General features: G+C 39.7%; 14 protein-coding genes and 1 tRNA gene. 13 read left to right on the top strand and 2 right to left on the bottom strand.

The genetic code is table 11. The features are described from left to right. Positions 1 to 69 precede the first annotated feature (69 nt). On the top strand, positions 70 to 231 hold the full coding sequence (locus tag GQ61_RS09115; protein ID WP_157111103.1) for a hypothetical protein: 162 nt from the start codon (positions 70 to 72) through the stop codon (positions 229 to 231). Between the two features lie 106 nt (positions 232 to 337). Beyond that, positions 338 to 2,086 carry a hypothetical protein gene (locus tag GQ61_RS01315; RefSeq protein WP_085783574.1) on the top strand — a complete coding sequence of 583 codons (1,749 nt, stop codon included), beginning with the start codon at positions 338 to 340 and terminating at the stop codon, positions 2,084 to 2,086. Between the two features lie 20 nt (positions 2,087 to 2,106). Here the strand turns inward: GQ61_RS01315 and GQ61_RS01310 are convergent, their stop codons facing one another. Then, positions 2,107 to 2,883 carry a DUF599 domain-containing protein gene (locus GQ61_RS01310; RefSeq protein WP_085783573.1) on the bottom strand — a complete coding sequence of 259 codons (777 nt, stop codon included), beginning with the start codon at positions 2,881 to 2,883 and terminating at the stop codon, positions 2,107 to 2,109. A gap of 129 nt (positions 2,884 to 3,012) precedes the next feature. Here GQ61_RS01310 and infA point away from each other — a divergent pair, with 129 nt between their 5' ends. From infA to lpxB, 11 genes are all read left to right on the top strand, one after another. Continuing rightward, a complete protein-coding gene (gene infA / locus GQ61_RS01305) occupies positions 3,013 to 3,231 on the top strand; it encodes a translation initiation factor IF-1 (protein ID WP_085783572.1) in 219 nt (72 codons plus the stop codon). A 5-nt stretch (positions 3,232 to 3,236) separates the two neighbouring features. Continuing rightward, a complete protein-coding gene (locus GQ61_RS01300; RefSeq protein WP_157111102.1) occupies positions 3,237 to 3,434 on the top strand; it encodes a DNA gyrase inhibitor YacG in 198 nt (65 codons plus the stop codon). A gap of 84 nt (positions 3,435 to 3,518) precedes the next feature. Continuing rightward, positions 3,519 to 3,594: transfer RNA gene (locus GQ61_RS01295), tRNA-Phe, on the top strand. Between the two features lie 105 nt (positions 3,595 to 3,699). Continuing rightward, positions 3,700 to 4,824, top strand: coding sequence for an RIP metalloprotease RseP (rseP, locus tag GQ61_RS01290; protein ID WP_085783571.1), 1,125 nt, complete (start codon positions 3,700 to 3,702; stop codon positions 4,822 to 4,824). A gap of 15 nt (positions 4,825 to 4,839) precedes the next feature. Then, positions 4,840 to 7,128, top strand: a complete 2,289-nt coding sequence (gene bamA, locus GQ61_RS01285) for an outer membrane protein assembly factor BamA (protein ID WP_085783570.1) — start codon at positions 4,840 to 4,842, stop codon at positions 7,126 to 7,128. A gap of 20 nt (positions 7,129 to 7,148) precedes the next feature. After that, complete coding sequence (locus tag GQ61_RS01280; RefSeq protein ID WP_198157363.1) at positions 7,149 to 7,712, top strand: OmpH/Skp family outer membrane protein; 564 nt, start codon at positions 7,149 to 7,151, stop codon at positions 7,710 to 7,712. A gap of 12 nt (positions 7,713 to 7,724) precedes the next feature. Next, positions 7,725 to 8,765, top strand: a complete 1,041-nt coding sequence (lpxD, locus tag GQ61_RS01275) for a UDP-3-O-(3-hydroxymyristoyl)glucosamine N-acyltransferase (RefSeq protein WP_085783568.1) — start codon at positions 7,725 to 7,727, stop codon at positions 8,763 to 8,765. After that, the gene (gene fabZ / locus GQ61_RS01270) at positions 8,762 to 9,238 is read left to right on the top strand and encodes a 3-hydroxyacyl-ACP dehydratase FabZ (RefSeq protein ID WP_085783567.1); all 477 of its coding nucleotides are present in this window, start codon (positions 8,762 to 8,764) and stop codon (positions 9,236 to 9,238) included. The genes lpxD and fabZ overlap by 4 nt, the downstream gene beginning before the upstream one ends. Next, complete coding sequence (lpxA, locus tag GQ61_RS01265) at positions 9,235 to 10,047, top strand: acyl-ACP--UDP-N-acetylglucosamine O-acyltransferase (RefSeq protein ID WP_085783566.1); 813 nt, start codon at positions 9,235 to 9,237, stop codon at positions 10,045 to 10,047. The genes fabZ and lpxA overlap by 4 nt, the downstream gene beginning before the upstream one ends. After that, complete coding sequence (locus tag GQ61_RS01260; protein ID WP_198157361.1) at positions 10,028 to 10,873, top strand: LpxI family protein; 846 nt, start codon at positions 10,028 to 10,030, stop codon at positions 10,871 to 10,873. The genes lpxA and GQ61_RS01260 overlap by 20 nt, the downstream gene beginning before the upstream one ends. After that, entirely contained in the window at positions 10,854 to 12,059 is a 1,206-nt protein-coding gene (gene lpxB / locus GQ61_RS01255) for a lipid-A-disaccharide synthase (RefSeq protein ID WP_085783564.1), read from the top strand. The genes GQ61_RS01260 and lpxB overlap by 20 nt, the downstream gene beginning before the upstream one ends. On the opposite strand, the gene GQ61_RS01250 is transcribed toward lpxB, so the two are convergent. After that, positions 11,992 to 12,444: a 23S rRNA (pseudouridine(1915)-N(3))-methyltransferase RlmH gene (locus tag GQ61_RS01250; RefSeq protein ID WP_085783563.1), complete on the bottom strand. Its 453-nt coding sequence runs from the start codon at positions 12,442 to 12,444 to the stop codon at positions 11,992 to 11,994. The genes lpxB and GQ61_RS01250 overlap by 68 nt on opposite strands. Positions 12,445 to 12,446: the final 2 nt, after the last annotated feature.

Below are 12,446 nucleotides of genomic sequence, written 5' to 3'. Positions count from 1 at the left end.
TGGCTTCCCACTCTTGGAATTGGTACATCCATAAGTTATGGGATAAGCGGTTATTTAGGGTGGGGGAGTATGCTTGCAACGCTAGCTTCTTCTTTCTTGGCGGCGAATGTTCCTGCTATTAATGAAATGATTTGGTATGATTTTAGACCAAAAGGTACCCAGTCTCATTTTACAAAGATAGCCGATTGGTTTAATGATATAGTTCAAGTTGTTACATCCCAAAAAAAATAATTTATTAAATAATTAAATACACGTATCTATTTTTTCATTGATTATTTCCAAATGGTCATGTATTTTCCCTAAACTTATTCAATCTATATTTTATGGTGATAGTCCGATGAAATTTAATAGTTTTACTTCCCCCCTCATACTCTCTCTTTCTGTGGTCTTACTTTGTTCAACAACATTGAGTGCTTCTAAGAGCGATTCTGAAGACGCACTTGAGGAAATTTTACATACAGGCAGTCTTAGATACCATTCCGATGGCGAAACTTATGTAAGTGCTAAACAACGTCGGAAAAAGCTCAATAAGAAATCGTTCGATCAACTTCTTAAAGAAATGTCTGAGGTGCAAATAACACCGCCGAGTACAATTGAACTAGGAAAAGATGGTAATAATGAAGGTCTATTACCCTCGAAAAAAAAGAAGAAAAAAACGTCGGCAAAAAAATCTCGTAAACACTTCAATGCTTCGGCCCATAAAGCCATGGATAAAGATGAGAAAACTCATTCATCTGGAGATCTCAGTCAATTGTTACCAATTGATGAAGGTCTTAATCAAGTGATGGAGGATCTATTATCAAAAACAGCGACGCATCAATCGTCTGAGAGCGATCAAACGACGGAAAATTTGCTAGAAAAATTAAATAATCTCAGCATTACTCAGCTAACTCCTACAGGTTCTCTTGTCGTGCAAAAACCACAAGAAGAAAGCACTCAACCAACACTCAGGAAAAAACCTAAGCGCTCTCATCTATTGGGAAAAAAAGTAGCTTTTAAAGGATCTATAGAAGTAAAGTCTACAGAAGACGCAAAAAAAGCCGCTCAAGTTGGTGGTTGGATTGATCCAGATACGCACCCTGTGCATGCTCAAGTTGTCTTGTACAGAAAAGATTCTGCTCCTATTAGTGTTGGAGAAGATAAACAAAACCCAGAAAAAGTGACAACCTTAAGAAAAATCTATAAGGACAAAGGAAGAGCAAAGCATGAAACTGGGCTTGGCGCTATAGCGTCATCAGCAACGAGTACGGCACAACCTCTTGTAAGAAAAAAACGTCGTTCTTCTCACCATTCTGTTCAGCCTGCCTTACCACGTCTAAAGAAGAAAGATTTAGGGAGTGACCCGTATAAGACCCGTATGGTCTACCTGACTGATTCGAAACGATATTACTACATCGATGGGGTCAGAGAAATTGCTGCGCATAAGGATAGTCAGACTTCAGAAAAAACCTATAAACTTGAGGATACGCGTGAGCTCCTTAAAAACCAATTACAATATCCGGATGTTACTATTGTTGGTCAAAAAATAAATTCCCCTATGCAAGTTCTCAATGAGGAATTATTTCAAAGACAATTTGTAGTGTTTCATCAGGAGCCTCAATCAGAAACTCTTGAATACTTACTTAATGCTGGAAATCGACAATTTAAGCTCATAATGCGTGAGCCTTATTTTGATGAGTTTTATCCTCATATTTCAGCAAACATTGATTTACAAAATCTTGTAAACACCGCTCTTAAGGAATCAGAGAAGGAAAAAATTAAGCGTGATGAGTGGGGTAACTATATTCTTGAAGGGATCACGACACTCGATTCAAAGGAAGAATTTAACTATAGGATAGTGGTCAATCTTGCTTTAATTCATAGAAGTCTTGAGAAAAAATCACAGAAGCTGACAGATCAGGTTCTTCCTGAAAATTTAATGGGAACAATATTTTCTCAACAATGCACCTTTAAACCTCAAGGTAATGGGAATAACCCCCATCATTTTTCTTTTAGAATATTTTCCAAGGAAGTGGATGTCTCTGTTGAAGACAAAAAGCAGCCGCTTGCTTTTGGAACTGTTTTTTTAGATAGAAGAATAGGGTAAGCGATCTAATTCTAGGTTGCTTATTTTGCAGAATGGTGGGTGGGGATATCCGAAAGGGGCTCCTCACCCGGCATATTGAGTAACTTGACAACGTGTGACCGGTATTCTCGCCGATACATCACCAGCACGATGGCGGTGGTTGCAATCATAAAGAGCCAAGGGTTAATAAACCAAGCAAGGGTAGCTATGCCAAAATAATAGGTCCGGAGACCTCGATTTAAATGCTTGGCAGCCTGCGTGGCGATCATTGCACATCTTCTGGCTGAAGGAATAAAACGGTCATCGGCTTCGTTTGCAAGAGGAATTGAACCCATCAAAATTGAAGCATAGTTAAGTTGCCTTAAAGCCCAAGTATGCTTGAAGAACGCGTATACAAACAGACTTATTAAAATCATTACTTTTAAATACCAAAGATTTTTAGGGGCCTCGATAGAAAAAGGGAGGTGTTTAATAATATCAAGGGCTGTATCTGAAGCGCCCAAAACAGCTAAAAGACCAGCAATAATTAGGATAGATGTTGAAGCAAAAAAGGAAATACTTTGCTGTAACCCATTGATGATATTAATGTCCAACATTCTATTGTCACGTCTTAAAGTCGTTGTCATCCATTGAACGCGGTATAAATGCATACGCGCTGGCAAGCTACGTGAGCTTTTTACTATATTATCTGTGACAAAGTTATAGCCAATCCAACAAAATAAGAACCAAATCAAAGCAATCAATTCCGAAGGGTATTGAATCAAAAAATTGTAAACAGCAGCCAATTCCTTGAAAACAATGGTCAGTTCTTCTGTCATGGGTTTATAATTTTCAAGTGGTTAAAACCTAAAGGGTTGGCGAAATAATTAAAATGGATTATACAAGATTCACAAATTAAACTAAATAGCAAGTTTTGCTGTTGTTAAAAATTATGATTAGGAGAAGGAATGGCGAAAGAAGACTTACTTGAATTTCCAGGAGTTGTAACGGAAGTTCTTCCCAACGCAATGTTTCGCGTAAAGCTTGAAAATGACCATATTATTTTGGCTCATACTGCAGGTCGCATGCGCAAAAATAGAATTCGTGTCTTGGCTGGCGATAAAGTAATTGTTGAAATGACCCCTTATGATTTAACGAAGGGCCGCATTATTTTCCGCGAGAAATAAATCTCATGGGGATGTCCCCGTCTATGAAAAATGTTAAGTGTCCAATCTGTAAGAAACCTTCAGTTGAAAAGTACCGACCTTTTTGCTCTGAACGCTGTAAAATGATTGATTTGGGCAAATGGTTAGGGGAGGCTTATAGTATTCCTATTGCTTCTGAGGACACTAAAAAAGAGCCTCAAAAATTAGAGGACGAAAACGATTAGCTGAAAAATCATCACAATGTTCATATTTTTTTTCACATGCTATGGACAAAGTTTAAAGAATTGATTATAGACCATATATCTTACGGCTGGGTAGCTCAGTTGGTAGAGCAGAGGACTGAAAATCCTCGTGTCGGGGGTTCAATTCCCTCCCCAGCCACCACCTTCTTTTTTCATTAAAAAATTAATAAAATAAGCCCCTTGCCAACAAGGCGAAGGCTTCCTAATATGCAGGCCAAAGATTTGACTAGAAAAAGGGGTATGGCTGATGGACATTCTGCAAACACTTTACGTTAATTTAATTCCGTTTATCCTTATTTTATCACTATTAGTTTTTGTCCATGAATTGGGCCATTACTTAGTTGCTAAGTGGAATGGCGTGAAAGTTGAAGTCTTTTCCATTGGGTTTGGACGTGAAATTCTGGGGTGGACAGACCGCTCAGGAACACGCTGGAAAATATCTTGGTTGCCCCTTGGTGGCTATGTGCGCATGTTTAGCGATCTTAATGCAGCAAGCCAGCCTGATACGAAAACAATCAAAGAAATGAGCGATGAAGAAAAGAAAATGTCCTTATTTCATAAAACAGTCTGGCAACGTATTGCTGTTTCAGCGGCGGGTCCCCTTGCGAATTATCTTTTTGCTATTTTAATTTTTGGGATTATTTATATTGTTTCAGGTCAAAGGATGCCCTCTACAGAAGCCAAAATTGGATTCATTATGCCTTCATCCCCTGCGGCTGAAGCAGGACTAAAGGTTGGCGATAAAGTTTTATCTGTGAACGATAAGAATGTGACAACCTTTTCTGAGTTGCACGATATTATTGTTAAGAGCCCTGATGTCCAACTCCATCTTAAAATTGATCGTCTTGGCGAGAACTTGACGATTTCTGTTAAACCAACGGTTGTTGAGATAAAAGATCAAAAGATTGGACGCTTGGGGATTCAGCAGGGATTTGATCAAGTGAAACGACCTTTTTATTCAGCTTTCGGTTATGCACTGCATGATGTGATTCATGTGTCTTATGCTACGCTTGAATCTGTGGGGCGCATCATAGTACGTAAGCAATCAGCAGATGGATTAAGTGGACCTATTGGAATTGCAACAACTATAGGTGAAGTTGCTCAAAAGAATTGGATAGATTTAATCTGGTTAACAGCATTCCTGTCACTCAATCTGGGCTTAATTAATCTTTTTCCAGTCCCTATGTTAGATGGTGGACATTTGTTGTTTTACTTTATAGAAGCCGTTCGCGGTAAACCGTTAAGTGAAAAAGCGCAAGAAATTGGATTTCGCATAGGTTTTGCCTTGCTCATGGGACTTGTATTGCTTACAACTTGGAATGATCTTTCCAGATTCAAATTCTTTATGTATATCAAAAACTTATTCAATTAATTTTCGGAGGTTCTGTTGCGTATTTTTAAGGCGGGGGCATTCTACATTGCGTTAACCATGTTTGCGAGTATGCATCCTTGCACAAGCGTTATTGCTCAAGAATTTTCAGGTTCTATAATTAATCAAATTGAAATCGAAGGTAATAAGCGTATTCACAAGGAAACGATTGTTGCACGCCAAAATCTTCGCATAGGAAATTCTTATACGAAGAGAATGCTCGATGATTCTTTGAAGAGTCTTTATGCAACTGAATGGTTTGAGCATGTTACCTTAGAAGTTGATAATGGCATCTTAAAAATTTCTGTTGTGGAAAATCCTACAGTGAACCAAGTGGGCATTGAAGGTAACAATGAAATTTCCGATGAAATTATAAAAAGCGAACTAAAGTTAAAGCCCCTAGAAGTTTTTACCAGCACGCGTGTGAAGAATGATACAAAGCGTGTTCAAGACTTATATCGTCTTAAAGGTTATTTCTCAGCTCTTGTGACGCCAAAGGTTGTTAAAAAAGATCAAAATCGCGTTGACGTTGTGTTTGAAGTGCAAGAAGGTGAGGCGACTAAAGTCAGCAAGATATTCTTTATTGGTAATAAGAAATTTAATGAAGGAAAACTAGAATCCGTTATTCAAACGAAGGAGTCTCGTTGGTATCGTTTCTTTACATCCGATGCGTATTATGACCCTGATCGTCTTGGTTACGACCGTGAACTACTGCGAAAGTTTTATCTCGAACATGGGTATGCAGATTTTCGTGTGAAATCTGCGGTCGCTGAATTAACTCCCGACCAAAAGGAGTTCTTTATTACATTCACAATCGAAGAAGGTGAGCGTTATACTTTTGGAGATATTGAGGTTGCTTCTGAAATTGAGGATGTGAAGGCCGATTCTTTGAAAAAACTGCTGACCATGAGTTCAGGTGATTGGTACAACTCAAAACTTGTTGAGAAAAACATCACACTTCTCACAGATTCTTTAGGAAACAGCGGGTATGCTTTTGTTGATATCAACCCAAAAATTGAAAAAGATGAAGAAAATCACATTGTAAAACTTACCTTCCAGATTGAAGAAGGACCGAGAGTGTATATCAATAAGATTATTATTATTGGTAACACCAGGACAGATGAAGATGTTATCAGGCGTGAATTTCGTTTTTATGAGGGGGATGCTTTTAACACGAGCAAGCTGAAGGACTCAGAAAAGCGTCTTAAAAACCTTGGCCATTTCAAAGATCTAAAGATCAAAAAAGAACCAACCCTTGAGCCAGATAAGATTGATATTATTGTGGACGTTGAAGAAGAACGTACAGGTGAGCTTTCCGTAGGAGGCGGTTTCTCAACGATTGACGGACCATTGTTTGAGACGCGCTTTAACGAAAGAAATTTTAGAGGGCGCGGACAAGATCTTTCTGTCAGTTTTACATTGGCAAGACGATCAAATAGCTTTGATATTGGGTTTACTGAACCTTACTTCTTAAATCGCGAATTGGCAGCTGGCATTGATTTGTATCGTACTGAACAAAAGCAACAGCAGAATGAATCCTATCGTCAGAGAATTTATGGAACGACCCTGCGTCTTGGCTATCGTTTGACCGAAGATATTATCCAAAAAGTTTATTATAGCTTACGTCGAGATGAGGTATTCGGTATTTCTCAAAACGCATCGCGTTATATTAAGGAACAAGCCGGTATTAATACTGTTTCTGCGATGGGCCACGACGTCGTGTATGATCAACGAGATAGCGCTCTTGATCCGACAGAAGGATACTTTTTAGGTTTTGGTAACGACTTAGCGGGTGTTGGTGGAACTGTGCGTTATTTTAAAACGCGTGTGTTTGGCGGTTATTTTTATCCAGTACACGATGACTGGGTGCTCGCTTTCGTGGGGCGTGGCGGTATGATGAATCGTTTAGGCAAGAATGTTCGTATCGTTGATAGATTTGCTTTAGGTGGCGATTCTTTGAGAGGTTTCGAGATACAAGGTGTAGGACCGCGCGATCTTACTACCAATGACTCGATGAATGGATTGCGCTATTTTACTGGAACCGCGGAACTTACGTTTCCTGTAGGTTTGCCCAATGAGTTTAGCGTTAAGGGGGCGGTGTTCACGGATGTTGGTAGCTTGTGGTATACAGGTGAGAGTAATGTGAACGTTGTGGATAAAGCATCTCTCAGAGCTGCAGTAGGTGCGGGTATTCGCTGGAAAACACCATTTTTGGGTACCATTCGTGTGGACTTTGCAAAGGCAGTCAAAAAAGAGAAGTATGATAGAACCCAATTTATCTTGTTTGGCTTTAGTACAAGATTTTAATAAAAGGTTGTATGAAGACGATGACGATAAAAACTATTTTACGCGCTTTTTTAGTGATTCTGTTTGGTACTCAAATTATCCATGCCGAAAAGGATAATAGCGCCAAACCTTTGAAAATTGCTATTTTAGATTTTAATCGTGTTTTGCAAGAATCAAACGCGGCTATTGAAGTGCGTAAAGAGATTGATGGGTATAGGGCTCAATTTCAAGATGAGATTCAAAAAATTGAAGATCAATTGAGAGATCTAGAAAAAACCCTTCAAACGGAAGCACAAAAAAAATTGAGTCAAGAGATTGAGTCGAAGCGTAGCGATTTTGAGAAGAGGGTCTCTGAGGTTCAAGAAAAGACCACTGAACGCAGCAGTCAGTTAGGTAAAGCCTTAGATGATGCTTTTAATACGATTCAGGAAAAAATAAAAGAAATTCTCATTGAAATTTCAGAACGCGATCATCTGACAATGGTGTTTCCAAAATCCGTCGTTATCTTACATGAACCGGACGTCGAAATAACACAGGAAGTTCTTACAAAGTTGAATACAGTTCTACCAAAAGTAAAAGTTGTTATTCCAGGTATTTCCAAGTAAAGTACGGATAAGATGATAGATCATAATTTTTTTGAATACAAAGGCCCTTTACCTTTAAGTGCAATTTTAAGCTTAACAGACATAAAGGAAGTCAGATATGGCCAAGGAGTGACGAAAGACACTTCTGTGGGCGGTATTGCACGACTGGATGAAGCGCAAGCAACCCATTTAGCTATGTTACATAATAAGAAATACATTTCCCAATTGCAATCGACACACGCTGGATTTTGCTTTGTAGAACCAGACATGGTTCAGCATTGTCCGGAAACAACGACGGCTCTCATAACAAGGTCTCCTTATCGTTGTTTTGGGATTGTGGCAGACGCGTTTTATCCTCACCATGAAAGCCGCTTTTCTATCCAAGAAACTGCTATTCACCCGACAGCGAAAATTGGTGAAAATTGTGTTATTGAATATGGTGCTGTAATTCAGGCCAATGCTGAAATTGGATCTGGAACTAAGATTGGAGCCAATGCAGTTATTGGACCAAGAGTAAAGATAGGCAAAAACTGTCTTATTTCCGCAGGTGTGCGCATATGTTTTTCAATTATTGGTGATCATGTCGTGATTTATCAGGGAACTTGTATAGGACAGTCAGGATTCGGATTTTTTATGGACGAGAAGGGGCATGTCAAAGTTCCTCAGTTGGGTCGTGTCATTATTGAAGATCATGTTGAGATTGGAGCCAATACAACCATTGATCGTGGCAGCATGGATGATACGGTAATTGGTAAAGGCTCTAGGATTGATAATTTGGTGCAAATTGCACACAACGTAAGACTTGGCCAAGGATGCGTTATTGTAGCGCAGGTGGGTATTTCTGGAAGTACGCGTATGGGGAATTATGTAATTGCCGCAGGTCAGGCAGGTATTACAGGGCATTTAAATATTGGTTCTCGTGCAAAAATCGCTGCTCAAAGTGGCGTAATGCGCGATATCCTTGAAGGAGAAGCTGTTGCTGGAAGTCCGGCTGTTCCTGTGAAACAGTGGCATCGGCAAACGATTTCTCTTGCGCATATGGTAAGTGCAACTAAAAAGCGTGGATCACAATGACTATGACTGCAACAAATTTGAATTATGAAAGTTTAGACATAGAACAAATTAAAAAGTTGATCCCTCATCGTTATCCCATGCTTATGGTAGACCGTATTGAAAAAATTCAATCAGATGAAAGTGCCGTTGGTATTAAGGGAGTAACAGTGAATGAGCCTTTTTTTCAAGGCCATTTTCCTAATTATCCTGTAATGCCAGGTGTATTGATTGTTGAAGCTATGGCGCAAACTGCGGGGGTGATTGTAAGTAAATTTTTGAAATCTGAAGACAAAGAAAAATTAGTTTACTTTATGTCTATTGATGAAGCACGTTTTCGTAAGCCTGTTCTTCCAGGGCATGTGTTAGAACTGCATGTTACAAAAATACAAAACAGACGTAATGTTTGGAAATATAAGGGGGAGGCCAAGGTTGATGGTGTTTTGCACGCAGAAGCCATCTTTACAGCAATGATTTCAGTAAGTGAGGCAAAATGACGGCAAATATCCACCCTTCGGCCATAGTGGAAAAATCAGTTCAACTGGGGACCAATGTCGAGATTGGTCCATTTTGTCATGTAAGTGGAAATGTGACGCTGGATGATGAAGTAAAACTGCACTCTCATGTTGTGATTACGGGCAATACGACAATTGGTAAAGGAACAGTGATTTATCCATTTGCTTCCCTAGGACATCGCCCTCAAGACCTTAAATACCAGGGAGAGCCATCAACGCTGACGATTGGTGAGAAAAATATGATTCGTGAGTATGTCACAATGCAGCCTGGTACTGAGGGTGGTGGTATGAAGACGCTTGTGGGCAACAATGGACTTTATATGGCCAGCTGTCACGTAGCCCACGATTGTATCATTGGTAATAACGTGATTATGGCAAACAACGCTACTTTAGCAGGTCATGTGGTTGTTGAAGATTTTGCAATTATTGGCGGTCTTGCAGCTGTACTCCAGTTTGTGCGTATTGGACGTTATGCGATTGTTGGCGGTATGAGCGGTGTCAGTCATGATGTTCCTCCTTATGCCTCAGTTCGTGGAGAGCATGCATTTTTATCTGGTCTCAATCTTGTTGGTTTACGTCGTAGAGGAGCAACGCGCGATGAAATTCAGGCATTACAAGATGCCTATCAAAAAATCTATAGTCCACTGGGAACTTTGGAAGAACGCATCAAAAAACTGGTCGCTGAATCGACAAATGACAAAGTTTCTGAAGTCGTTCAATTTATAATGAAAGATACAAAACGTAAACTGTGTGCACCCAAAAATGGTCTTGATGAACTCGCAGCCTCCTAAATTAGCTATTTTATGTGGACGCGGAGCACTTCCAGAACGACTCGCTCATTTCTGTGTCAACGAGGGACGTGACTATTTAATTTTAGCGTTTGAGGGGCAGGCAGATAAAGAATTTATATCAAAGCATCCCCATGCATGGTCGTCTGTTGGACAAATACAACAATGTTTGGAAATTTTAAAGGACCATCAAGTTGGAGAACTTGTCTTTGCTGGTAAATTTAACAGACCTTCGTGGGCTGAAATTAAGCCAGATCGATTGGGCGCTCAATGGATGGCAAAACTTGTCGGTAAAGTTTTTGGCGATGATTCTTTATTAAGAGGTTTAATAAAACTTATTGAAGAAAACTCTCAAATTAAAGTCCTGAGTCCAGAATCTATTATTGGTCATGACTTGCTTGCGCCAAGAGGCGTATTGGGCAAAGTAAACCCTGATGAGAGTTATTTTCAAGATATTATCCATGGTAGAAAAGTTGCTCAAACTTTGGGCATCGTGGATGTCGGTCAGTCTGTGATCGTGCAACAGGGCTTAGTGATAGCTGTTGAAGCTATAGAAGGCACAGATAATCTCATCGAGAGATCTATTCCTTTGCTTAAAAAGGGGCCAAAGGGGATTCTCGTTAAAATGGTCAAACCCCAACAGGATACACGCGTTGATCGTCCTACCATAGGATTGAAAACTGTTGAACAATCCTTAAAGGCAGGTCTGGGTGGTATTGTTATGGAAGCAGAGGGAGTAATCTTGATGCAGGCTAATGATTCCATCAAACTAGCTGATCGTGAAGGACTTTTTCTTTTAGGGGTTACGGATGATGAAGAAATCTCTTAAAGTTTATATAGTTGCAGGAGAGCCATCGGGCGATATCTTAGGGGGCCATCTTATGGCGGCTTTAAATAAGCTGACATCTGTTCGATTTTTTGGTGTTGGCGGCACGCACATGAAGGAAGCAGGACTTAACAGTCTTTTTCCAATGGCTGATCTTTCCATCATGGGAATTTTTGAAGTTATTCCCCACATACCAAGGATTTTAAAACGTTTAAATCAAACATATCAGGATGCGATTGATAAAAAGCCTGACGTGGTGGTAACGATCGATAGCCCAGGATTTTGTTTAAGATTAGCAAGAAAACTTAAGAAATCGGGTATTCCTGTCATTCACTATAGCTTGCCTACAGTTTGGGCGTGGCGACGGGGAAGAGCAAAAAAATGTCGGCATGTTCTTACGCATGCGTTAGCTCTTTTACCGATGGAACCGCCTTATTTTGAAGTTGAAGGGTTACCGACGACTTTTGTGGGGCATCCGCTTGTTGAGGCTCATATAGAAGAAGCAGACGGAAGCTTGTTTCGTAAGCGTCATAAAATCCCCCCTTCTGCAACGGTTCTTTGTCTTTTACCAGGGAGCAGAGAAGGTGAGATTACGAAATTGCTGCCAACGTTTTCTGAAACCATTAAGAAGCTGAAAAAACAGATTCCTAATCTTTTTGTTGTTGTTCAAACTTTTGAAAAATATATCCCCCTGATTGAAAAGCATAGAAAAACCTGGGAATGCCCTTCTGTGATCTCGGTTAATTCGGCAGAAAAATATCAAGGTATGAAAGCATCAAATTTTGCGTTGGCAGCCTCTGGGACAGTAGCTATTGAACTGGCTTTAGCTCAAATACCAATGGTCATTGGTTATAAGATCAACCCTCTGACGTATTGGATTGTGAGAAGTATGGTTTACGTAAGACATGTATGTCTTGTTAACATCTTGTTGAATCGTTCAATTGTACCAGAATGTTTACAAGATGCTTGCAGTGCTTGCAAACTCTCTGAAAAGCTTCTTGGGATCTTAAAGAACCCCCAACAACAACTAGAAGCCTTTGTGAAATTTAAACAAATGCTGAGATATCGAGACGAGATACCTAGTGTGCGGGCAGCAAAGACTATTTTGAAAGTTTTAGAGATCAAGCCCGATGATAAGGATGTCCACTCAAAATCTGCTGAACGCGATAAATCTGCTCTAAAAGCATAAGCCGCACCATTTGATGGGGCCAGGTTAAACGTCCAAAGCTAAGGTGCAGATCCGCATTTGAAAGAATCTCTTGTGCAAGACCATCAGCGCCGCCAATAATAAACACAAAGTGGCTATGACCTTTTACTTGTTGATCTTCAAAATGTTTTGCGAGTTCAGGACTCGTCATATGCTTACCTTTTTCATCTAAGGCAACAATGTAAGCGTTTGAAGGAAGAGCTTTTTGAATCAAGAGTGCTTCATGTGTCTTTTGACCATGCACTTTTTTTTTGAACTCAATTTCTATAAACTGAACCGTATAGTTTATTCTTGTAAGATACTCTTTTATCAAGGGGATAAAGGGGGATGTTTTGAAGGAGCCAACACTTAAAATACTTATTTTCATTA

It is taken from the genome of Candidatus Nucleicultrix amoebiphila FS5, assembly GCF_002117145.1.
Classification (GTDB): domain Bacteria; phylum Pseudomonadota; class Alphaproteobacteria; order Caedimonadales; family Nucleicultricaceae; genus Nucleicultrix; species Nucleicultrix amoebiphila.
This window is presented reverse-complemented; position numbering and strand designations above follow the sequence as displayed.

What these genes read in the sequence shown, in the direction of transcription:
- GQ61_RS09115 (WP_157111103.1), top strand. Translation starts at nt 70, where the DNA reads ATGCTTGCAACGCTAGCTTCTTCTTTCTTGGCGGCGAATGTTCCTGCT.
- GQ61_RS01315 (WP_085783574.1), top strand. Translation starts at nt 338, where the DNA reads ATGAAATTTAATAGTTTTACTTCCCCCCTCATACTCTCTCTTTCTGTG.
- GQ61_RS01310 (WP_085783573.1), bottom strand. Translation starts at nt 2,883, where the DNA reads ATGACAGAAGAACTGACCATTGTTTTCAAGGAATTGGCTGCTGTTTAC.
- infA (WP_085783572.1), top strand. Translation starts at nt 3,013, where the DNA reads ATGGCGAAAGAAGACTTACTTGAATTTCCAGGAGTTGTAACGGAAGTT.
- GQ61_RS01300 (WP_157111102.1), top strand. Translation starts at nt 3,237, where the DNA reads ATGGGGATGTCCCCGTCTATGAAAAATGTTAAGTGTCCAATCTGTAAG.
- rseP (WP_085783571.1), top strand. Translation starts at nt 3,700, where the DNA reads ATGGACATTCTGCAAACACTTTACGTTAATTTAATTCCGTTTATCCTT.
- GQ61_RS01280 (WP_198157363.1), top strand. Translation starts at nt 7,149, where the DNA reads ATGACGATAAAAACTATTTTACGCGCTTTTTTAGTGATTCTGTTTGGT.
- lpxD (WP_085783568.1), top strand. Translation starts at nt 7,725, where the DNA reads ATGATAGATCATAATTTTTTTGAATACAAAGGCCCTTTACCTTTAAGT.
- fabZ (WP_085783567.1), top strand. Translation starts at nt 8,762, where the DNA reads ATGACTATGACTGCAACAAATTTGAATTATGAAAGTTTAGACATAGAA.
- lpxA (WP_085783566.1), top strand. Translation starts at nt 9,235, where the DNA reads ATGACGGCAAATATCCACCCTTCGGCCATAGTGGAAAAATCAGTTCAA.
- GQ61_RS01260 (WP_198157361.1), top strand. Translation starts at nt 10,028, where the DNA reads ATGAACTCGCAGCCTCCTAAATTAGCTATTTTATGTGGACGCGGAGCA.
- lpxB (WP_085783564.1), top strand. Translation starts at nt 10,854, where the DNA reads ATGATGAAGAAATCTCTTAAAGTTTATATAGTTGCAGGAGAGCCATCG.
- GQ61_RS01250 (WP_085783563.1), bottom strand. Translation starts at nt 12,444, where the DNA reads ATGAAAATAAGTATTTTAAGTGTTGGCTCCTTCAAAACATCCCCCTTT.